20 protein-coding genes are annotated in these 20108 nt (G+C 73.0%); 15 read left to right on the forward strand and 5 right to left on the reverse strand.

Annotation, left to right across the window (positions count from 1 at the left end):
• Positions 1 to 97: 97 nt before the first annotated feature.
• The 5 genes from ET989_RS10405 (at position 98) to ET989_RS10425 (ending at position 7891) form a co-directional block, all read left to right on the forward strand.
• Positions 98 to 1045: a DUF4192 domain-containing protein gene (locus tag ET989_RS10405; protein WP_131168664.1), complete on the forward strand. Its 948-nt coding sequence runs from the start codon at positions 98 to 100 to the stop codon at positions 1043 to 1045.
• Between the two features lie 19 nt (positions 1046 to 1064).
• Positions 1065 to 1997, forward strand: coding sequence for a PfkB family carbohydrate kinase (locus ET989_RS10410; RefSeq protein WP_165490127.1), 933 nt, complete (start codon positions 1065 to 1067; stop codon positions 1995 to 1997).
• A 168-nt stretch (positions 1998 to 2165) separates the two neighbouring features.
• Positions 2166 to 4634 (forward strand): leucine--tRNA ligase, encoded by a 2469-nt coding sequence (gene leuS, locus ET989_RS10415; protein WP_131168668.1) that lies wholly within the window; start codon positions 2166 to 2168, stop codon positions 4632 to 4634.
• A gap of 118 nt (positions 4635 to 4752) precedes the next feature.
• Positions 4753 to 5577: a ComEA family DNA-binding protein gene (locus ET989_RS10420; protein WP_131168670.1), complete on the forward strand. Its 825-nt coding sequence runs from the start codon at positions 4753 to 4755 to the stop codon at positions 5575 to 5577.
• Entirely contained in the window at positions 5564 to 7891 is a 2328-nt protein-coding gene (locus ET989_RS10425) for a ComEC/Rec2 family competence protein (protein ID WP_131168672.1), read from the forward strand. Before ET989_RS10420 ends, ET989_RS10425 begins: the two co-directional genes overlap by 14 nt.
• A 3-nt stretch (positions 7892 to 7894) precedes the next feature.
• On the opposite strand, the gene ET989_RS10430 is transcribed toward ET989_RS10425, so the two are convergent.
• Positions 7895 to 8374, reverse strand: coding sequence for a SixA phosphatase family protein (locus ET989_RS10430; protein ID WP_131168674.1), 480 nt, complete (start codon positions 8372 to 8374; stop codon positions 7895 to 7897).
• 38 nt (positions 8375 to 8412) lie between these two features.
• Here ET989_RS10430 and ET989_RS10435 point away from each other — a divergent pair, with 38 nt between their 5' ends.
• The 4 genes from ET989_RS10435 to lepA all read left to right on the forward strand — a co-directional run bounded on the left by ET989_RS10435 (position 8413) and on the right by lepA (position 12168).
• The gene (locus ET989_RS10435) at positions 8413 to 8832 is read left to right on the forward strand and encodes an MmcQ/YjbR family DNA-binding protein (RefSeq protein ID WP_131168676.1); all 420 of its coding nucleotides are present in this window, start codon (positions 8413 to 8415) and stop codon (positions 8830 to 8832) included.
• A gap of 31 nt (positions 8833 to 8863) precedes the next feature.
• Entirely contained in the window at positions 8864 to 9874 is a 1011-nt protein-coding gene (gene holA / locus ET989_RS10440; RefSeq protein WP_241656309.1) for a DNA polymerase III subunit delta, read from the forward strand.
• A 98-nt stretch (positions 9875 to 9972) separates the two neighbouring features.
• A complete protein-coding gene (gene rpsT, locus ET989_RS10445; protein ID WP_131168680.1) occupies positions 9973 to 10233 on the forward strand; it encodes a 30S ribosomal protein S20 in 261 nt (86 codons plus the stop codon).
• A 102-nt stretch (positions 10234 to 10335) separates the two neighbouring features.
• Complete coding sequence (lepA, locus tag ET989_RS10450; protein ID WP_131168682.1) at positions 10336 to 12168, forward strand: translation elongation factor 4; 1833 nt, start codon at positions 10336 to 10338, stop codon at positions 12166 to 12168.
• 21 nt (positions 12169 to 12189) lie between these two features.
• Here lepA and ET989_RS10455 read toward each other — a convergent pair whose 3' ends face one another.
• A complete protein-coding gene (locus tag ET989_RS10455) occupies positions 12190 to 12819 on the reverse strand; it encodes a rhomboid family intramembrane serine protease (RefSeq protein WP_131168684.1) in 630 nt (209 codons plus the stop codon).
• Between the two features lie 60 nt (positions 12820 to 12879).
• On the opposite strand from ET989_RS10455, the gene ET989_RS10460 reads away from it, so the two are divergent.
• Positions 12880 to 13188, forward strand: coding sequence for a YciI family protein (locus ET989_RS10460; RefSeq protein WP_131168686.1), 309 nt, complete (start codon positions 12880 to 12882; stop codon positions 13186 to 13188).
• On the opposite strand, the gene ET989_RS10465 is transcribed toward ET989_RS10460, so the two are convergent.
• Positions 13185 to 13652 carry a hypothetical protein gene (locus ET989_RS10465; RefSeq protein ID WP_131168688.1) on the reverse strand — a complete coding sequence of 156 codons (468 nt, stop codon included), beginning with the start codon at positions 13650 to 13652 and terminating at the stop codon, positions 13185 to 13187. The two genes, ET989_RS10460 and ET989_RS10465, sit on opposite strands and share 4 nt — an antisense overlap.
• A 31-nt stretch (positions 13653 to 13683) precedes the next feature.
• Here ET989_RS10465 and ET989_RS10470 point away from each other — a divergent pair, with 31 nt between their 5' ends.
• The 3 genes from ET989_RS10470 to hemW all read left to right on the forward strand — a co-directional run bounded on the left by ET989_RS10470 (position 13684) and on the right by hemW (position 17386).
• Positions 13684 to 14493, forward strand: a complete 810-nt coding sequence (locus ET989_RS10470; RefSeq protein WP_131168690.1) for an S-methyl-5'-thioadenosine phosphorylase — start codon at positions 13684 to 13686, stop codon at positions 14491 to 14493.
• Between the two features lie 141 nt (positions 14494 to 14634).
• A complete protein-coding gene (locus ET989_RS10475; protein ID WP_131168692.1) occupies positions 14635 to 15993 on the forward strand; it encodes a 13E12 repeat family protein in 1359 nt (452 codons plus the stop codon).
• Between the two features lie 127 nt (positions 15994 to 16120).
• Positions 16121 to 17386, forward strand: a complete 1266-nt coding sequence (gene hemW, locus ET989_RS10480; RefSeq protein WP_131168694.1) for a radical SAM family heme chaperone HemW — start codon at positions 16121 to 16123, stop codon at positions 17384 to 17386.
• A 7-nt stretch (positions 17387 to 17393) separates the two neighbouring features.
• Here hemW and ET989_RS10485 read toward each other — a convergent pair whose 3' ends face one another.
• On the reverse strand, positions 17394 to 17618 hold the full coding sequence (locus ET989_RS10485; RefSeq protein WP_131168696.1) for an RNA-binding S4 domain-containing protein: 225 nt from the start codon (positions 17616 to 17618) through the stop codon (positions 17394 to 17396).
• A gap of 6 nt (positions 17619 to 17624) precedes the next feature.
• Here ET989_RS10485 and ET989_RS10490 point away from each other — a divergent pair, with 6 nt between their 5' ends.
• Positions 17625 to 18533 (forward strand): DUF3097 domain-containing protein, encoded by a 909-nt coding sequence (locus ET989_RS10490; RefSeq protein ID WP_131168699.1) that lies wholly within the window; start codon positions 17625 to 17627, stop codon positions 18531 to 18533.
• Entirely contained in the window at positions 18533 to 19294 is a 762-nt protein-coding gene (locus ET989_RS10495) for an inositol monophosphatase family protein (RefSeq protein ID WP_131168701.1), read from the forward strand. Before ET989_RS10490 ends, ET989_RS10495 begins: the two co-directional genes overlap by 1 nt.
• Before the next feature lie 12 nt (positions 19295 to 19306).
• On the opposite strand, the gene ET989_RS10500 is transcribed toward ET989_RS10495, so the two are convergent.
• Positions 19307 to 20107, reverse strand: a complete 801-nt coding sequence (locus ET989_RS10500) for an MBL fold metallo-hydrolase (protein WP_131168703.1) — start codon at positions 20105 to 20107, stop codon at positions 19307 to 19309.
• Position 20108 lies beyond the last annotated feature (1 nt).

Genomic DNA, 20108 nt, shown 5'->3' on the forward strand with positions numbered 1-20108 from the left:
CGGGAGGGGTGTGGACAGCCAACGGCGCGCAGGGGGGGGCCTGTGGACAACCGGAACACGGTGACGGGATCGCGCCCGGACCGCCTCTTGTCGGTGCATGACGGACACATCCCACCCCCAGACGCTGCGCTCCCTGACCGACCTCGTGGAGGTCGTGCCCACCTTCTTGGGCTTCCACCCCACCGAGTCGGTGGTGGTCATCTCCATCGAGGCGGGCTCGGTCGTGCTGACCGCCCGCGTCGACCTCGACCTGCCCGGCGGCCACGGAACGGCGGCGGCCCTCCGCGCCGTGTGGCGAAAGGTGCCACACGGCGATCACATCGTCATCGCCTACAGCGACGACCCCGACCGCGCGTGGTGGGCCCTCGATGATGTCGCCGACGCGATGCCCGGGCACTGCGGGCGCACCCTGCTGCACGCCGACGGCGAGCGGTGGTACGAGGACCCTCACGACAGCGGGACGCCGTACGACCGGCTCGGCAGCGTCCATCTCGCCCGCGCCGCCTACGACGGACGCCCGGTGCGCCACTCCCGCGCCGAGCTGGCCCGGCTGGTGGAGCCGGCCCGGACACCGGCCGAGGTGACGGCGTCGCTGGAGCGGGTCGCCGAGAGCTTCGCCACCCTGGGCTGCCTCGTCGCCGAGGCGCGCGCCCTGGTGGCGGGTCACGACGACGCGCCCGGTGACCTGGACATCGACGAGGCGACGGTCCTGTGCCTGGCCACGCACGAGGCCGCCTTCCTGGACGAGGCGCTGCTGTTGACCACAAGCGACAACGCCGACGCACGGATCGGGTTGTGGGCCCAGGTGGTGCAGTCCGGCGTCCCGAACTGCGCGGGCGGTGCGCTGGTGGCCCTCGCGTTGGCGGGCTGGGTGGCGGGCGAGGGGGCGATCGCGTCGATCTGCCTCGAGGCGCTGGAGGGCCGGCCCGGGCCGGGGGAGTGGATCGAGATGCTGGAGGCGGTCATCGCCGACGCTGTCCACCCCCACATGTGGGAGGAGGTTCGCGCCCGGCAGTTGGCGCTGCGCGTCCCGGAAGCGTCCTGAGGGGCCTAGCATGCGGGTCATGCGACGAATCGTGGTGTGCGGCGAGTCCCTCATCGACCTCGTGCCGACAGCTCCGGCCGGTGACACGCGGGCGTCCGGCTGGCGGGCGTTGTCGGCCGGCGGGCCGATGAACACGGCCATCGGGCTGGCCCGCCTGGGCAACCCCGTGGAGTTCCTCGGGCGCCTCGGCGACGACGCGTTCGCCGGGCAGTTGCGCCGCCACCTGGCCGCCAACGGCGTGGGCACCGCCCTGGCCGTGGACGCCCCGCAGCCGACCTCGCTGGCCGTGGTCAGCCTCGACGAGGCGGGCAAGGCGTCCTACACCTTCCACTTCGCGGGCACGGCCAACTTCGGCTGGCGCGCGGACGAACTCCCGGAGCTGGGGGCCGACGACTGGCTGCACGTCGCCTCGCTGGTGACGGTGGTCGGCCCCGGCCGCACCGCCCTGCTGGATTGGGTGCGCGCCGGGTCGGGGCCCCTGTCGCTGGACGTGAACGTCCGGCCCACCGTCCTGCCCGACCTGGCGGCGTACTGGGCGCTGGTCGAGCCGTGGCTCGTCGCGGTCGGGCAGCGGGGTGGCCTGGTCAAGGGCTCGGACGAAGACTTCGAGCTGTTGGCGGGGGCGTCCGGCCTGCCCACCGACCCCGAGGCACTGGTGGTGGCGCTGAGGGAGCGCTACGGCGCGACGTGGGCCGTGGTCACCCGGGGGCCCGACGGCGCGGTGGCGGCGGGTCCCGAGGGCGTGGCGTCCGTGCCGAGCCCGTCGGTGGCCCTGGTCGACACGATCGGGGCTGGCGACACGTTCATGGCCGGGATGCTGGACGCCCTCGTCGTGGCGGGCCTGCCGCTGGCGGACGCCCTGCGCCGCGGGGCCGCGGCCGCGGCGCTGGTGTGCGAGCGCGAGGGGGCCGACCCGCCGACCCGCGCCGAGCTGGACGCGGCGCTGGGCTGAAGGGTCGGGTGGTCTATGCTGGCGCGCATGGAGCGCACCACGAGCCAGCGACTTCTTGGCTAGCCGCGCACCCCACCCGGTGACGCGGCGCCCCTGACATGCCCAACCGGCACGCAGGGGCTTTTTCATGCCAAGAGTCGAGATCCGTCCACGAGGAGAACCACCACCATGGAGTCCGCCCGCACGTATGACGCAGCCGCCGCGCAGGAGCGCTGGCAGAAGTTCTGGGAGGCCGACGGCACGTTCGTCGCCCGGGACGACGGCTCCGCGGAGCGCCGCTACGTGCTCGACATGTTCCCCTACCCCTCGGGCGACCTCCACATGGGGCACGCGGAGGCGTTCGTCATGGGCGACATCGCGGGCCGCTACTGGCTGATGCGCGGCTACGACGTCATGCACCCGATCGGCTGGGATTCCTTCGGGCTGCCTGCCGAGAACGCTGCCATCGCCCGCAACGCGCACCCCGCCGAGTGGACGTACGCCAACATCGAGACCCAGGCGGCCTCGTTCAAGCGGTACGGCCTGAGCTTCGACTGGACGCGCCGCCTGCACACCTCCGACCCGGAGTACTACCGCTGGACGCAGTGGCTGTTCCAGCTGTCCCACTCGCGCGGGCTGGCCTACCGCAAGAGCTCGCCGGTGAACTGGTGCCCCAACGACCAGACCGTGCTGGCCAACGAGCAGGTCGTCCAGGGCGCCTGCGAGCGCTGCGGCACCGCCGTCACCAAGCGCAACCTGACGCAGTGGTACTTCAAGATCACCGACTACGCCCAGCGCCTGCTGGACGACATGAAGGCGCTGGAGGGCAACTGGCCCGACCGCGTGCTGGCCATGCAGCGCAACTGGATCGGTCGCTCCGAGGGCGCCTTCGTCGACTTCGTCGTCGAGGGCCGCGACGAGCCGGTGACCGTCTTCACCACGCGCCCCGACACGCTGTACGGCGCCACCTTCTTCGTCGTCGCGCCGGACGCCGCCCTGGCGTCCGAGATCGTCGCCGACTCCCAGCGGGCCGAGTTCGAGGCGTACCTGGAGAAGACGCGCGCGGCATCCGAGATCGAGCGCCAGTCGACCGACCGCCCCAAGACGGGCGTGTTCCTGGGCCGGTACGCCACCAACCCCGTCAACGGCGAGAAGCTGCCGGTCTACGCGGCGGACTACGTGCTGGCCGACTACGGCACCGGTGCCGTCATGGCGGTGCCCGCGCACGATCAGCGCGACCTGGACTTCGCCAAGGCCCTCGGCCTGCCGGTTCGCCGGGTGATCGACACCGGCGAGCCGAACCCGGAGGAGACCTACGTCGCCACGTCCGGCGACGGCACCTACGTGAACTCAGGCGACCTGGACGGGCTGACGGACAAGGTCTCGGGCGTGGCCCGCATCACCGAGCGGCTGGCCGAGGCCGGCACGGGCAAGCCGGCCATCACGTTCCGCCTGCGCGACTGGCTGCTGAGCCGCCAGCGCTTCTGGGGCTGCCCGATCCCGGTCATCCACTGTGCCGCGTGCGGCGAGGTGCCGGTGCCCGAGGACCAGCTGCCGGTGACGCTGCCCAACCTGAAGGGCGCCGACCTGGCCCCGAAGGGGACCTCGCCGCTGGCGTCCGAGGCGGCGCGCGCGTGGCGCGAGGTGGCCTGCCCGAGCTGTGGTGGCCCGGCCGAGCGCGACACCGACACGATGGACACGTTCGTCGACTCGTCCTGGTACTACTTCCGCTACTGCTCGCCGAACGACGAGAGAGCGGCGTTCGACGTGGACGCCGTGAAGCGCTGGGCGCCGGTCGACCAGTACGTCGGTGGCGTCGAACACGCCATCCTGCACCTGCTGTACAGCCGGTTCTTCACCAAGGTCATCCACGACGCCGGGCTGATCGACTTCACCGAGCCCTTCACGCGCCTGATGAACCAGGGCCAGGTCACCAACGGCGGCAAGGCGATGTCCAAGTCGCTGGGCAACGGCGTCGACCTGGGCGAGCAGATCGACCTGCACGGCGTGGACGCCATCCGCACGGCGATCGTGTTCGCCGGGCCGCCGGAGGACGACATCGACTGGACGGCCATGTCCCCGTCCTCCACGAGCAAGTTCCTGGCCCGGGCGTACCGGGTGGCCGCCGACGTGTCCTCGGAGGTCGGGGTCGACCCGGCGACCGGTGACGCGGGCGTCCGCAAGGGGACGCACGCCTCCATGGCTGCCATCAGCGAGGCCGTCGAGGACCAGCGCTACAACGTTCTGGTCGCCCGCATCATGGAGCTGGTCAACCACACCCGCAAGGCCATCGACGCCGGCCCGGGTGCGTCGGACCCGGCCGTCCGCGAGGCCGCCGAGTTCATCGCGCAGGCGCTGAGCCTGGTCGCGCCCTACCTGGGCGAGGAGATGTGGGAGATGTTGGGGCATGCCCCCTCGGTCGCCCGCTCCACGTGGCCGGACGCCGACCCCGCCCTGCTGGTGCAGGAGTCGGTCACGGTCGTCGTGCAGGTCGCCGGCAAGGTGCGCGGCAAGCTCGAGCTGCCCGCCGACGTGTCGGAGGAGGACGCGACCGCTGCGGCGCTGGCCAACGAAGGCGTCCAGCGCGCCCTGGCGGGCCGGGAGGTTGCCAAGGTCATCGTGCGCCTGCCCAAGATGGTGAGCATCGTCCCGGCCTGACCCGGGGCGTCATCCCACCACGTCGTTGGCCTGTGGATGGCGGGGCAGGGTGGGGCGAGTTGTCCACAGCCGCCGAATCGGGTGACCGGGACGGAGCCCCGCCGCCCATCGTCGGGGTATGCGCCCGCTGAGTCCCCGTCCCGGCCAAGGCGACGTCGTGCGCGCCCGGCTGGCGGCCCTGGCCGCCGAGCTGGGCCCGGCACCGTCGCCCGACGGGGTGCCACCCGCCGAGGTTCCCGGGGACGGATCCGCCGAGGGCTTGCCTCCGACGGTCCCTGAGGCGGCGCCCGCCCGTGCGATCGACCGGGGCTCAGTGCTGCGCCGTGGGGTGGAGTTCGGCCGGGCGCACGCGGCGGTCATCGGCGTGATCGGGCTGGTCGCGCTGCTCGGCGCGGTCTGGGGCATTACGCAGGCGCGGACCGTGCCGGTGGCCGTGGCTGCGGCTACGCCCGTGCCGGCCTCAGTGGCGCCCACGCCGACGCCGACGTCCACCCCCGAGCCGCTCCGAGTCCACGTGCTCGGGGAAGTGGCGCGACCCGGCGTCGTCCGGCTGCCGCCCGGCTCGCGGGTCGAGGACGCGATTGCGGCGGCGGGCGGGCTGCTGCCCGACGCGCGTCCCGGCGACCTCAACCTCGCCGCCGTGGTGGCGGACGGCGCCCAGGTCTGGGTCGGGGGGCGGGCCGAACCGGGCGGCGAGGTGCGCGGGTCGCAGCCCTCGGGTGCCGCGTCGGCGGGCGGCGGCGGGCCGGGCTCTGACCGCCTCGACCTCAATACCGCGACTCTCGACCAGCTGGACGCCCTCCCCGGTGTCGGCCCGGTGACCGCGCAGGCGATCCTCGCCCGGCGCGGGGACGGGCGTTTCACCCGGGTGGAGGAGTTGCTGGAAGTGGACGGCATCGGCCAGAAGACGTTCGAGCGGATCGAGCCGCATGTCCGGGTCTGAACCGGAGCCGGATGACCGGGGCGCCGGCCGCATGCTGGCGCTCGGGGCCACCGCATGGGCGGCGATGGGGTTCGCGACGGCCGACGACCCGCGCGTGTTGGGCGTGGTGGCCGCGGTGACGGGACTGGTGGCGATCGCGGCGTGGCGGCGGACGAACTGGTTCCTCGCATCAATGGCGACGGTGGCGGCCGTCTGCGTGGTGGTGGGAGGCGCCCGGGCCGCCGCGGTGGCATCCGACCCGGTGACGGAGCTCACAGCGCAGCGCGCCACGGGTGTGGTGGAGGTGCGGGTCTCGGGCGCCGGTCGGTGGTGGGCCCCGGCGGGTCCGCGCCCGGGGATGTGGCGCGGGACGGCCGAGCTGGTCTCGGTCGATGCCCGCGGCGGGGCGTGGCGGAGCGGTGCTCCGGTGCAGGTGGTCGCGACGGGCGAGGTGGGGCTGGCCTGGGCGGCGGTCCCGATGGGAGCTACGGTGCGGGCGACCGTGCGGTTCGGCGCAGCCGACGCGGGCTCGGGCCTGTTCGCGGAGCTGCGCGCCCGGGAGTCTCCTGTGGTGGTCGCGGAGCCGGACGTGTTGAACCACATGGTCGGGTCGCTGCGGCGTGGGCTGGTGGAGGCCTGCACGCCGCTGTGGCCGGACGCCCGCGCCCTCGTGCCGGCGCTCGTCGTGGGGGACACGTCCGCGATGCCGGACGACCTGCGCGAGCGGTTCGTGGTCACCGGTCTCACCCACCTGACCGCCGTCAGCGGCTCGAACCTCACGTTGCTCCTGGGCTTCCTCCGAGCGTTCGCCGTGGGCTGCGGCGTACGCGGGCGCTGGCTGCTCGGCCTGCAGGTGGGCGGCGTGGCCGGGTTCGTGCTTCTCTGCCTGGGCGAACCCAGCGTGCTGCGGGCCGCGGCCATGGGGCTGGTCGGCCTGGCGGCGCTCGGCCGGGCTGGCCGGGGGCGACACGGGCTGCGCTTCCTGGGCGTGGCGGTGCTGGCGGTCGTGCTGGCGGAGCCGGCGATGTCCCGGTCGCTGGGGTTCGCGCTGTCGGTCCTGGCCACGTTCGGCCTGCTGCGGTGGGCGGGCGCGTGGGCGGACCTGCTGGCCCGCTGGCTGCCGCGCTGGTGCGCCGAGACGCTGGCCGTCCCGCTGGCCGCCCAGGTCGCCACCGAGCCGGTCGTGGTGGTCCTGTCGGGGCAGGTCAGCGTCGTGTCCGTGCTGGCCAACCTGGTGGCGGGCCCGATGGTGGGCCCCGCGACCGTGCTCGGCCTGATCACCACGTTGGTCGCCCCGGTGGTCGGGTCCCTCGCGGTGGCTCCTGCCTGGGCGGCTGGCTGGTTCGCCCAGGGCATCGCCTGGACGGCACGGCTCGGGGAGGCCCTCCCCGGTGCGGCCGTGCCGTGGCCGGCCTCGGCGGTGGCGGTCGGCGTCGTGGTGCTCGGGTGCGGGGTGCTGGTGCTGCTGGCGCCGGTGGTGCTGCCCCGGCGCTGGCTCTTCCTCGGGCTGGCGGGGCTGGTCCTGCTTGGGCTGGGGCGGACGCCCACGCCGCCGGGCTGGCCGCCGCGGGGTTGGGCGGTTGCCTCCTGTGACGTGGGGCAGGGGGACGCCACCGTGCTGGCGGCGGGCCCCGGCCAGGCGGTCGTGGTGGACACCGGCCCCGATCCGGCGCCGCTCTCCCGGTGCCTGGCCCAGCTCGGGGTCTCCCGGGTGCCGGTGGTGGTGCTGACACACCTGCACGCCGACCACGTCGGCGGTGCGGACGCCCTCGCGGGCCTCGGGGTGGACCTGCTGGTGACCTCGGGCGTCCGGACCCCGGAGGCCGCCCACGCCCGCGCCGTCGCGGTCCTCGCCCCGGCCCAGCACGTGGAGGCCGGGCCCGGCTCGGCCTGGCAGATCGGTGACGTGCGACTGGAAGTGCTGGCCGCCCCGGCGCTGGGCCGCGACCTGGGCGGGGAGGGGGAGTCCTCGGCGGAGAACGACGCGTCGCTGTTGCTGCGCGCCGACGTGGCGGGCGTCTCGGTGTTGCTGGCGGGCGACGCGGAGGAGGGCGCGCAGACCCGCCACCTGGGGCTGCGCGGGGCGCTCGACGTAGATGTCCTGCTGGTGCCGCACCACGGGTCGGGGCGGCACAGCCCGGCGTTCGTGGCCGCCTCCCGCCCGGACGTGGCGCTGGTCAGCGTGGGGGAGGGCAACGACTACGGGCACCCGGCGGCTCGGACGCTGGCGTCCGTCAACGCGACGGGGGCGGCCACCTTCCGCACCGATGAGCGCGGGTCGATCACCGTGGCGCGCGCTCCGGACGGCGGGCTGGCCGTCACCACCCAGCGGTGAGGCTCAGCCGCGCGCCGCCCAGAACAGGCGCGAGCCGTCGAGGTCGGCCCAGGAGCCGCTGAACTCGATGCCGGCCACCGTGGCGGTGGGATAGTGGTGCAGCACGGACGCCGCGGCGTGCGGGTCGGGGTCCGGCCCGGCGAGCTCGTCGACCAGGGCGGGGACGCCCGGGGCGTGCGCCACGAGTGCGGCCACCTCGACGGCGTCCTCGAGGTCGGCGACGACGCTGAGCAGCCCCATCGTGCCGGCGTTGTAGAGCTCCTCGACCGGACGCAGGTCGGCGGACAGCCCCATGCCCTGGGCGGTCTGCGTCGCCCGGTCGGCCGTTGAGTGCAGCACCACGGTGATGTGGGCGTCCGCGAGCAGTTCGCCGAGGTGGCGTGCCTGCGCGTGGCCCTCGTCGGTGAGGACGCGGCCGTGGTCGCCGCGCCCACGGCCCATGAACTCGGCCTCGGCGTGCCGGATGAGGTAGAGCCTCTTCATGGGCACACCTTAGGGGCGTGGCGTCGTATCGTCCCCGCATGAGCAACGAGACCCCCGCCTGCGTCGAGGACGTGCACGCCGCAGCCCTCGCGATGCCCCACGTGACCGTCGAGCGTCCGGGGACGGCCCACCCCGTCTACCGGGTCGGCAGCAAGTCGTTCGTGTTCTTCCGGACGCCGCGTCCCGACGCCGTCGATCCCACCACCGGCGAGCGGTGGGACGACGTGATCGTCCTGTGGGTCGCCGGCGCTGCCGAGAAGGAGGCGTTGGTGCAGTCGGACGGCCCCTTCTTCAGCACGCCCCACTTCGACGGGCACGCGTCGGTGCTGGTTCGCGCCAGCAGGCTGGGGGAGACGAGCCGGGGCCACATCATCGAACTCGTCGAGGACGCCTGGCTGGCGCAGGCCTCGAAGCGGCGGGGCCAGCAGTGGCTGGCGTCCCAGGGGCAGGCGGGGTGAACTGTCGGCGCGGGCTGGCAGGATGGGCCCCGTGACTGGAACTTCCCCCGCGGGCGAACCCCTCTTCGGGCGCGTGGTGCTCGTCAGCGGGCCCGAGGCGCTCCTGGCCGAGCGATCCGTGGAGCGCCTCACCAGCCAGGCGCTCGCCGAGCGGCCCGCGGCGTCCGTCACCAAGGCGGAGGGCGGCGACCTCGACGCGGGCGGGCTCGCGGAGGTGACCGGCGGCTCGCTGTTCGCCGAGGAGTCCGTGGTGGTCATCACCGCGATCTCCGACCTCGACCCGGGGCTGTTTGACGCCGTGCTGGCCTTCGCGCAGTCGCCGTCGGACGACCTGGCGCTCATCCTCGTGCACCCCGGCGGCAACAAGGGCAAGGGGCTGCTCGACAAGCTCAAGAAGGCCAAGGTCGTCACGGTCGACTGCCCGAGCATCAAGGCGTGGGAGCTCCCCGGCTTCGCCGTGAACGAGGCCCGCCTGCTGGGCGGTCGCCTCGACAAGGCTGTCGCCGATCGGCTCGTCGAGGCGCTGGGCGCCGACGTCCGGGCCGTGGCCGGGGCGATCCGCCAGCTGCTCGCCGACGCCGACGACCGGGTGATCACCGAGGCGGCCGTGCGCCGCTACTTCGCCGGCCGTGCCGACGTGACCAGCTTCACCGTCGCCGACCACGTCATGGCCGGCCGCCGCGACGAGGCCCTCGGCGCCCTGCGCTGGGCGCTGGAGACCGGGGTGGCGACCGTGCTCGTCACCTCCGCGCTGGCCAACGCGCTACGCAGCCAGGGCAAGTACACCGACCTCGCCTCGGCCCGCCTGCGCGACGGCGACCTGGCCCGCGAGTTGGGCGTCCCCCCGTTCAAGGTCAAGGAGATCGTGGCGCGCTCCCGCGACTGGACGCCGCGCGGGCTGGCGTCCGCCCTGCAGCTCGTCGCCCAGGCGGACGCCGCGGTCAAGGGCCAGTCGGCCGACGCGGCCTTCGCGCTGGAAAGCCTGGTCATCGGCGTGACGGGCCTGCGCGGGCGGCGACCGGACTCCGGCATGGGGCGATGAGGCCGATTTTGGCCGCCCGGGGAGGGCTGGTAAGCTGTTCAATCGCGCCCAGCGTGGGCGCACACCTCATTCATCAACCTGAACTGAAGGCTTAGCCCGTGGCGAACATCAAGTCCCAGAAGAAGCGAATCCTCACGAACGAGAAGGCGCGCTTGCGCAACAAGGCCGTGAAGTCCGCTCTCAAGACGCACATTCGCAGGTTCCGCGAGGCCGCCGCCGAGGGTGACGTGGAGAAGGCCCAGCAGGCTGCCAAGGTCGCGTGCCGCGCGCTCGACAAGGCTGCCAGCAAGGGCGTCATCCACAAGAACCAGGCTGCGAACCGCAAGTCGGCCGTCGCGTCGGCTGCTGCTGCTCTCTGACGAACTTCTGCGACGTCGCCCCGCACCGAGAGTGTGCCGGGGCGACGTCGTGCCGTACCCGCACACCGTCTCCCATGGCGGTGTCATGACGAGAGGTGAGCCGTGACCACGCCGCAGCCGGGCAGCACGAAGCCGGAGATCATCCGGAACTTCTGCATCATCGCCCACATCGACCACGGGAAGTCGACCCTGGCCGACCGCATGCTGCAGCTGACCGGCGTCGTCGATGACCGCTCCATGCGCGCCCAGTACCTCGACCGCATGGACATCGAGCGCGAGCGCGGCATCACCATCAAGAGCCAGGCCGTCCGCATGCCGTGGCAGGTGGACGGCACCGACTACGTGCTCAACATGATCGACACCCCCGGGCACGTCGACTTCACCTATGAGGTCTCCCGGTCGCTGGCCGCCTGCGAGGGCGCGATCCTGCTGGTGGACGCCGCCCAGGGCATCGAGGCCCAGACGCTGGCCAACCTCTACCTCGCCATGGGCGCAGACCTCCACATCATCCCGGTTCTCAACAAGATCGACCTGCCGGGCGCCCAGCCCGAGAAGTACGCCGAGGAGATCGCCAACCTCGTGGGCTGCGACCCCGAGGACGTCTTCAAGGTCTCCGGCAAGACCGGCGTCGGCGTCCCCGAGCTGCTCGACGCCGTGGTTGCCCAGGTGCCCGCCCCGACCGGTGACGCGGACGCCCCGGCGCGCGCCATGATCTTCGACTCCGTCTACGACACCTACCGCGGCGTCGTCACCTACGTCCGCGTGATCGACGGCGAGCTGAGCCACCGCGAGCGCATCCTGATGATGTCCACCAAGGCCACCCATGAGGTGCTCGAGGTGGGCGTGATCAGCCCCGAGCCGACCCCGTCCAAGGCGCTCGGCGTCGGCGAGGTGGGCTACCTCATCACCGGCGTGAAGGACGTCCGCCAGTCGCGCGTCGGTGACACGATCACCGTGCAGCACAAGGCGGCCACCAAGGCGCTGGGTGGCTACAAGCATCCCAACCCGATGGTGTACGCGGGCCTCTACCCGATCGACGGGGCTGACTTCCCCGAGCTGCGCGAGGCGCTGGAGAAGCTCCAGCTCAACGACGCGGCGCTGACGTATGAGCCCGAGACGTCCGGCGCGCTCGGGTTCGGCTTCCGCATCGGATTCCTCGGGCTGCTGCACATGGAGATCGTCCGCGAGCGGCTCGAGCGCGAGTTCAACCTCGACCTGATCTCGACCGCGCCCAACGTCGTCTACCGCGTCGTGATGGAGGACGGGTCGGAACACACCGTCACCAACCCGAGCGAGTACCCCGAGGGCAAGATCGCCGAGGTGTGGGAGCCGGTGGTCAAGGCCACGATCCTCACCCCGACTGATTACATCGGCACGATCCTTGAGCTGTGCCAGCAGCGCCGGGGGACGCAGACGGGCATGGACTACATCTCCTCCGACCGCGTCGAGATCCGCTACACGCTGCCGCTGGCCGAGATCGTCTTCGACTTCTTCGACGCCCTGAAGTCGCGCACCAAGGGGTACGCGAGCCTCGACTACGACGAGGCCGGCGAGCAGGCGGCGAAGCTGGTCAAGGTCGACATCCTGCTGCACGGCGAGCCGGTGGACGCCTTCAGCTCCATCGTGCACACCGACGCCGCCTACTCCTACGGCGTGGCGATGGCGAAGAAGCTCAAGGAGCTCATCCCGCGCCAGCAGTTCGAGGTGCCGATCCAGGCCGCCGTCGGCGCGCGCGTGATCGCCCGCGAGACCGTCCGCGCCATTCGCAAGGACGTGCTGGCCAAGTGCTACGGCGGCGACATCAGCCGCAAGCGCAAGCTGCTCGAGAAGCAGAAGGAGGGCAAGAAGCGCATGAAGATGGTCGGACGCGTGGAGGTGCCCCAGGAGGCGTTCGTGGCCGCGCTGTCGACCGGCGAGTCCCGCGACCCCAAGTAGGATCGCGCGACGCCACGTGGGTCAGCGCCGCCGCAGCCACCACGCGGCGAGCACGCCACCGACGGCGCCGCCGAGGTGTCCCTGCCAGCTCACCCCGGGCAGGGTCGGGAACACGCCCCACAGCATGCCGCCGAAGAAGCCGAACACCGCGGCGCTGATCAGGATCTGCTTCCAGTTGCCGTTCATCAGGCCGCGGACGAGCAGGAACGTCAGCCAGCCGAAGATCAGGCCGGACGCCCCGGCCGTGACGGTGTTGGGCGCCGAGAGCAGCCAGGAGAACAGGCCGGAGGCGACGATGGACCCCAGCGTCGCGACCCAGAACGCACCGAGTCCGGCCAGGCGCGTCAGCACACCCAGGACGAGGAACGGGAGCGAGTTGGCCATCAGGTGCTCGAAGCCGAAGTGCAGGAACGGGGCGGTGAGCACCTGCGGCAGCTCGGCCACGTCGCGCGGGCTGACACCGAAGCCGTCGAGGGCGCCGAGGAGGACGAGGTCGAGCACCTCGAGGATCCACAGCAGCACGAGCCAGCCGCCCACGAACACGACAGACGCCCCGATCGTGGGGCGCGCGGGGGCGTTGGGCTGCGGCGCAGGGACGGCCACGCGTCCGTGGCTGGGCGGGGGCGGGGTCCATCCGTACTGCTGGGACATGACCCCAGTGTGCCCAGCCGACCCAAGGCATTCCGGGTGGACGACCCTAGGATGGCCGCCATGGACAACGTGCTGGTCGTGAACTACACCTACATCGCCGACCCCGACGCGATCGCCGAGCACCGACCGGCCCACCGCGACTTCCTGCGCGGGCTGGCCGACGAGGGGCTGCTGGTGCTCTCCGGGCCGCTGGCGCCCGGGGTGGGCCAGCCGGACGCCGGCTTGCTCGTTTTCCGCTCCGACAGCCCCGAGGCCGTGCTCGCGAAGCTCGCAGACGATCCCTTCCAGCGCCAAGGCATCGTCGCGCACGTCGAGGTGCGCGGCTGGACGCCCGTGCTCGGCGCGTGGCTCGACAAGGTCTCCGACTAGGCCTTCCGCTCCCAGCGGGCGACCATCACGTCGTAGAGGCCGGCCTCCACGGGTGGGGCGTCCGGCGGCAGTTGCTCTAGGGCCGAGGCGGGCACGACGTTGCACATCGTCATGGCGGCGTGGTCGTCGGTCAGGTCCAGCGCGATCGTCCAGCCCCACTCCTCGGCGTAGGTGGCGGCGAGTTCGACGCGGTCCTCCTCCTCGCGGCCCAGCAGGATCATCAGCCCGGGCTGCTGGTGCCAGGTGTCGAACCAGGCGGCCTCGACGCGTCCCTGCTCGTCGGGCGCCCCGACGACCAGGCCGCCCCGCTGCTCGCCGTCGAGCGGATGGGTCCAGGTGTAGGCGAGCGAGGCGCCGCCGCCCAGCGGCGCGACGGCGGCCGTGGAGGGGGCGTCCGCCAACGTGTCGGAGGGCATCAGGCGGAAGGCGCAGGTGCCGGACAGGGGCGTCGCGAGGTCATCCATGCAGCACAGTGTGCCCATTAGGCTGGCGCGCATGCAGGCTGACATCGGCATCATCGGCGGCTCGGGCTTCTACTCCTTCTTCGAGGACGCGACCCGCGTCGAGGTCGACACCCCGTTCGGTGCGCCGTCGGGGCCGCTCACGGTCGGTGAGGTGGCCGGACGCCGGGTGGCGTTCCTGCCCCGCCACGGCGAGCAGCACCAGTACGCCCCCCACAAGGTCAACTACCGGGCGAACCTGTGGGCGCTCAAGGCCTTGGGCGTCTCGCAGGTGCTGGGTCCCTGCGCCGTCGGGTCGCTGCAGCCAGAACTCACGCCCGGCACGTTCGTCGTGCCCGACCAGGTCGTCGACCGCACCTACCGCCCGGGCCACACGGTCTGGGAGGCCGAGGGCCCGGTGGTCCACGTCCCGTTCGCCGACCCCTACTGTGCGCGCGGACGTGCCGCTGTGCTGGGGCAGGCCTCCGACGACACCCCGTTGGTGGACGGCGGGACGCTCGTGGTGATCAACGGCCCGCGGTTCTCCTCGCGCGCGGAGTCGCGGTGGCACTCTGCGGCCGGCTGGTCGGTCGTGGGCATGACGGGGATGCCCGAGGCGTCCTGCGCCCGCGAGCTGGCGATGTGCTTCACGTCGGTGGCGTGCGTGACCGACATGGACGCCGGCCTCGAGGGCGAGGAGGGCGTCACGCACGCCGACGTGTTGGAGGTCTTCGCCGGCAACGTCGAGCGCCTCAAGGCGCTGCTGTGGCGCACGATCGAGCACCTGCCGACCGGCGAGTGCTCCTGCCACCGCGTGCTGGACGGCCTGCCGCTGCCGTTCCCGTTGCCCACCCCAGCCAACTGAGGTGCCCCAGGTCCCTGAGGTGCGAGCGAAGCGAGCCTCGAAGGGCCGGACGCCCTCAGTTCCCGAAACGGACAATACCTACCCCCACCTGGACAACACCTCCCAACCAGAATTGTCGGTGCGTTCGATTAATCTGTTCGTATGAGTTCAGTTCAGTTGGCGGGTGTGGCGGACGCCCTGGCCGCGGTCGCCGAGGGCACCGCGATGGTGGTGGCGGGCGAGGTCACCCAGGTGCTGGGCATCGCGTCCGCGTGCGACCTGCACCGGGTCGACGAGAACGTGATCGTGGCCGGTGCTGAGCGATGGGTGCCCGGCGGCGCTGACGGGACGCCGGACATCGGCGAGTTCGTGGCCGCCGAGCTCGGTCTCGCGCTGGGGGTCTCGCCCGCTTCGGCGATGTGCCGGATCGCGGACGTGTTGAACGTGCGCCATCGTCATCCCGGCCTGTGGGGGGCCGTGCTGGCCGGCCGCGTGCGGTTCTTTGAGGCCGCCCGCGTCGCGCAGGCGTGCGTCGACGCCGGTATCGACCAGACCGCGTGCGGCGTCGTGGATCGGCACTGCGTGGTGGCGCTGGCCCTGCAGCCGTGGTCCCGGGTGCGGGGTCGCATCGAGGGCTGGATCCTGCTTGCCGACCCGGCTGCCGCCGCCGAGCGCGAGGCCAAGGCGGCGCTGGCCCGTCGGGTGGAGGTGGGTGCGGTCAAGGCTGGCCACTGCGACCTGTGGGGCCGACTGGACGCCGCCGACGGCATCGCGTTAGACCACGCGCTGACCAGCATCGCCAAGACCCTGCCCACCGACCACGACCTCGACGTGCGCCGGGCGGCCGCGGTGGGCGTCTTGGCCCGGCAGGCGCTGGGGCAGGCCGAGCTCCCGCGCGCCGCCGAGGTCATCGTCCACCTTGACGCCACCCCGACCGCCGACGGAGCGGACCTCGCCGACGCAGCGCAGGTGCAGGGGTGGGGCGCCGTGCTCACCGACCGGCTCGGCCACGTCCTCGCGGGCTGCCAGGTGACCGTGCGCCCCCTCCTGGACGCGCGCAGCATGGCCCCGACCGACGCCTACGAGCTCCCCGCGTCCATGCGGCGCGTCCTGGAGGGTCGCTGGCCCGCCGACGCCTTCCCCCACGGCAGCCGGGCCTCGGCTTCCTGCCAGGCCGACCACACGGCCGCGTTCGACCACGATGCTCCCGCCGGACACGGCCAGACGCACCCCGACCTGATGGCACCCCTCTCGCCGTTCGCGCACCGCGTGAAGACCCACGGTGGCTGGGGGTGTGCCCAGCCCGAGCCGGGCCTGCTGGTCTGGACCACCCCCCACGGCTGGCAGGTGGTCACCACACCTGCCGGGACGATCGTGATCCAGCGTCCCGAACCCCGCGAGCACGCGTGGTGGCACCGGGAACCACCCGACTGGCTCGACGACCCGCCCGAGGAGGTGGATGGCCCCGATCCCGGACCGGCCCAGCCGCCCCTCGCCCTGGCCTACGCATTCACCGCCTGAACTGGGGCTTCGACAAGCTCAGCCACCGTGCAGCCCTCCGGCACACACCACCGTGCAGCCCTCCGGCACACACCACCGTGCAGCCCTCCGGCACGCCGCCGCGAGGGCCACAGGCGCGCGCCCAGGCATGGGTCGGACGGGGCGTGCTCGGTGCGTGGCGCTCGCCTACAGTGCGTGCGTGACTCCTTCCGCGCTGCCCGACGGCGAACCGGCCCCCGACGATGGGGCCCTGCCGGCGTCCGCCCTCGCCGAGGTCGGGACGCGCGGGCTGTCGGCGTACGTGCACGTGCCCTTCTGCGCGACCCGCTGCGGCTACTGCGACTTCAACACCTACACCGCGGCCGAGCTCGGGTCCGCGCCGGGGGCGTCCCGGGAGGCCTACCTCGAGGCGGTGGCCCGGGAGGTCGCGCTGGCCCGCGGCGTGCTGGGCGACCCACCCCCTTTCGCCACGGTCTTCTTCGGCGGGGGCACGCCAACCCTGCTCGAACCTGCGGAACAGGGCGGGATCCTGGCCCGGCTCCGCGAGGACTTCCGCCTCGACCCGGACGCCGAGGTGACGACCGAGGCCAACCCCGATTCGGTGACCCCCGCCTCGTTGGCTGCCCTCGTCGAGGCCGGGTTCACGCGCATCTCCTTCGGCATGCAGTCCTCGGCGCCGCACGTGCTGCGGATGCTGGAGCGCACCCACACCCCGGGCCGCGCCCTCGACGCCGTGCGCTGGGCCCGCGAGGCCGGCTTCTCCTCGGTCAGCCTCGACCTGATCTACGGCACCCCGACCGAATCGCTCGACGACTGGCGCGCCACCGTCGAGGACGCCCTGACCGCCGACCCCGACCACGTGAGCGCCTACTCGCTCATCGTCGAGGACGGCACGCGCTTCGCCGCACGGGTCCGCCGGGGCGAGGTGCCCCTGCCCGACGAGGACGACCTCGCCGACAAGTACGAGGTGGCCGACTCCCTGCTGCGGCAGGCCGGGCTCGAGTGGTACGAGGTGTCGAACTGGGCGCGCCCCGGCCACGCCTGCCGCCACAACCTCGCCTACTGGCGTGGCGACGACTGGTGGGGCTTCGGCCCCGGGGCGCACAGCCATGTGGGCGGCGTCCGGTTCTGGAACGTCAAGCACCCCCGCACCTACGCCGGACGCCTCGCCGACGGTCTCTCGCCGGCGGCGGGCCGCGAGCGCCTCACCGCCGAGGACCGGCGCATCGAGCGCGTCCTGCTGGAGCTGCGCCTGCGCGAGGGCGTCCCGATCGAGGTGCTGACCGAGAGTGAGCGGGCGCGGCTGCCGGAGCTGGTCGCGCGCGGCTTCCTCCAGGAGGACGGGGATCGCGTGTCCGTCAGCGACCCCGGTCGTCTGCTCGCGGACGCGGCCGTGCGCGAGCTCCTCGACTGAGTTCGGGTCAGCCGACGCGCAGCTCCACGACCTGCTCGCCGGTGTCGATGGTGACCACGTCGCCCTCGGCGAGCTGGCGGCCGCGCCGCAGGTCCACCTCTCCGTTCACGCTGACGAGCCCCGCCGCGATGAGCTCCCGGGACATGCCGCCGGTGTCGGCGACGTTCGCCAGCTTGAGGAACTGTCCGAGCCGAATGTTCCCGCCCACCTCGATGGTCTCGATCTGCGCCATGCCACGATGGTGGCACAGGTTCTGTCCCCGGCCCCGCGTAGGGTGTTCGCCGTGGATCGATACGCGCGCGATGTCCTGACCCCGGGCTGGCAGAAGGCCAACCGTCTCAGCGCGGTCAAGACCCCCGTCGAGCGCGACATGGTGCTCGAGGAGCCCACCTCGGGGTTCGTCGGTGCGGTGGTCGGGTGGGAGAACGGCGTCGTCGTCCTCGAGGACCGCAAGGGCAAGCGCCGCAGCTTCCCGTTCGGCCCGAACTTCTGGCTCGACGGCAGGCCCGTCGACCTCGCAGCCCCCGCCCGCCCGGCCCCGACCGCCCGCGACAGATCCCAGCAGTACAACCGGACGCACACGGCGTCCGGCTCGCGCGTTGGCCCGGCCGAGAAGGCCAAGGTCGCGCTGCCCAGCCGCATCTACGTCGAGGGCCGTCACGACGCCGAGCTGGTCGAGAAGGTCTGGGGCGCCGACCTGCGGCACGTGGGCGTCGTGGTCGAGTTCCTGGGCGGCATCGACGACCTGCCCGCCATCGTTGCGGAGTTCGCGCCGACGAAGGGGCGCCGCCTGGGCGTGCTGGTCGACCACCTCGTGCCCGGCACGAAGGAGTGGCGCATCGTCGAGCAGGTCTCGGGCGAGCACGTGTTCGTGACCGGCCACGAGTACATCGACATCTGGGCCGCCATCAAGCCGGCCCGCGTCGGGCTGACGCGTTGGCCCGACATTCCGCGCGGCACCGACTGGAAGAAGGGCACGCTCGCCGCCCTCGGCTGGCCGCACGCCGACCAGACCGACGTCGCGCAGGGCTGGAAGCGGATCCTCGGGCAGGTGAGCGGCTGGAAGGACCTCGACCCCACCCTGCTCACCGAGGTCGAGAAGCTCATCGACTTCGTCACCGACGACCACATCGACCGGGAGTCCTGATGGACACCGAGGCCGTCGCCGACCTCGTCAAGGACGTCTGCGCGCGTGTCATCCTGCCCCGCTTCCGGACGCTGGCCGACCACGAGGTCATTTTCAAGCGCCCGGGGGACGTCGTCACGGTGGCCGACCGCGAGGCCGAGGCCGAGCTCACCGCCGCCCTGGCGGCAGCGACCCCCGGCGCCCGCGTGGTGGGGGAGGAGGCCGCCTTCGCCGACCCCCGCCTGGTCGACGGGCTCGCCACGGCCGAACACGCGTGGGTCATCGACCCCGTCGACGGCACCCGCAACTTCGCGGCGGGCAAGGTGGACTTCGGCGTCATGGTGGCCGAGGTGCGGGGCGGGGTGACCGTCCGCGGCTGGATCTGGCAGCCCCTCCACGACGCCCTCCACGTGGCCGAGCGTGGCGCCGGCGCCACCCGCAACGGGACGCCCCTGCCATGGCTCGCCGCCACCGAGGCTCCCTGGGAGGTCGCCGTCTGGCCCCGGCTGGCCCGGCAGCGCGCCCGGGGCCTGCGGCTGCGCCCGACGCGGGGCTCCTGCGCGATCGACTACCCGGCTCTGGCGCGCGGCGAACTGGACGGTCTGGCGTACCGGTCGGTCCACCCCTGGGACCACCTCGCCGGCACCCTGCTGGTCGCCGAGGTCGGCGGCACCGTGCGCGTCGACGGCCGCCCCTACGGCCCGGGCGGGTACGGGCGGATGCTCTCGGTCGGGCGCAGCGACGCGGTCGTCGACGCGATCGCGGGCGAGCTCGACCCCTGACGCGCGCCGGGCTCAGCTGCCCAGCAGCGGTAGCGTCGGACGCCGGCGTGGCCGACCGGCTTCCCTCATGCGGAGGATGGCCTGCGCCACGAACCGCTCGGCGGGCTCCTGCGGCCACGGCCAGTCGGAGGCCCATGCGCCCGCGGCTCCCTTGCCCGCGTCGTACAACGACTGGGCCCGCTCGTGCAGCCACTGCATCTCGCCGCGCTGGGTGCCGGCGCCGTCCATGTCGAGCGCCGGCCCGTGGCCGGGCACGATCACGCAGTCGCGTGGCAGCATGCCGGCCACCCAGTCCAGCGAGGCGCCCCACTCGCCGGGCCACGAGTCCGGGCCGGCGGACGGCTCGGCGGAGGTCTCCATCAGGTCGCCCAGGAAGGCCACCTTCCGCCCGGGCACCACCGCGACGACGTCGTGGTCGGTGTGCCCGCGCCCGAAGTGCGCCAGCTCGACGTGGCAGTCGCCCAGGTTCACCGCGGACGCCATCGCGAAGGCCCGCGACACCGCTGGCGTCCCCTCGGCGCACGCGCGCCCCAGGTGCTCGTGGCCGAGGGTGACGAGGTCGCCGAAGGCAGCCAGCCCGCCGACGTGGTCGTCGTGCGCGTGGGTGACGACGACGTGGGTCAGCGGGACGCCACCGGTGACACCCTCGGCGGCGGCCCGGATGGCCCGGCCCTGGTCGGGCGAGCTGCCGGTGTCGACCAGCAGGGCCCCGCTCGACCCCACCACGACGCCGACGTTCACCCCCTCGGGCTCGGCCACCGCGACGAGCACGCGGTCGGCGACGGGCACGAACGGTCCCAAGCTGTACTCCACC

The organism is Propioniciclava sinopodophylli, assembly GCF_004324755.1.
In the GTDB taxonomy this organism is placed as follows: Bacteria; Actinomycetota; Actinomycetes; order Propionibacteriales; family Propionibacteriaceae; genus Propioniciclava; species Propioniciclava sinopodophylli.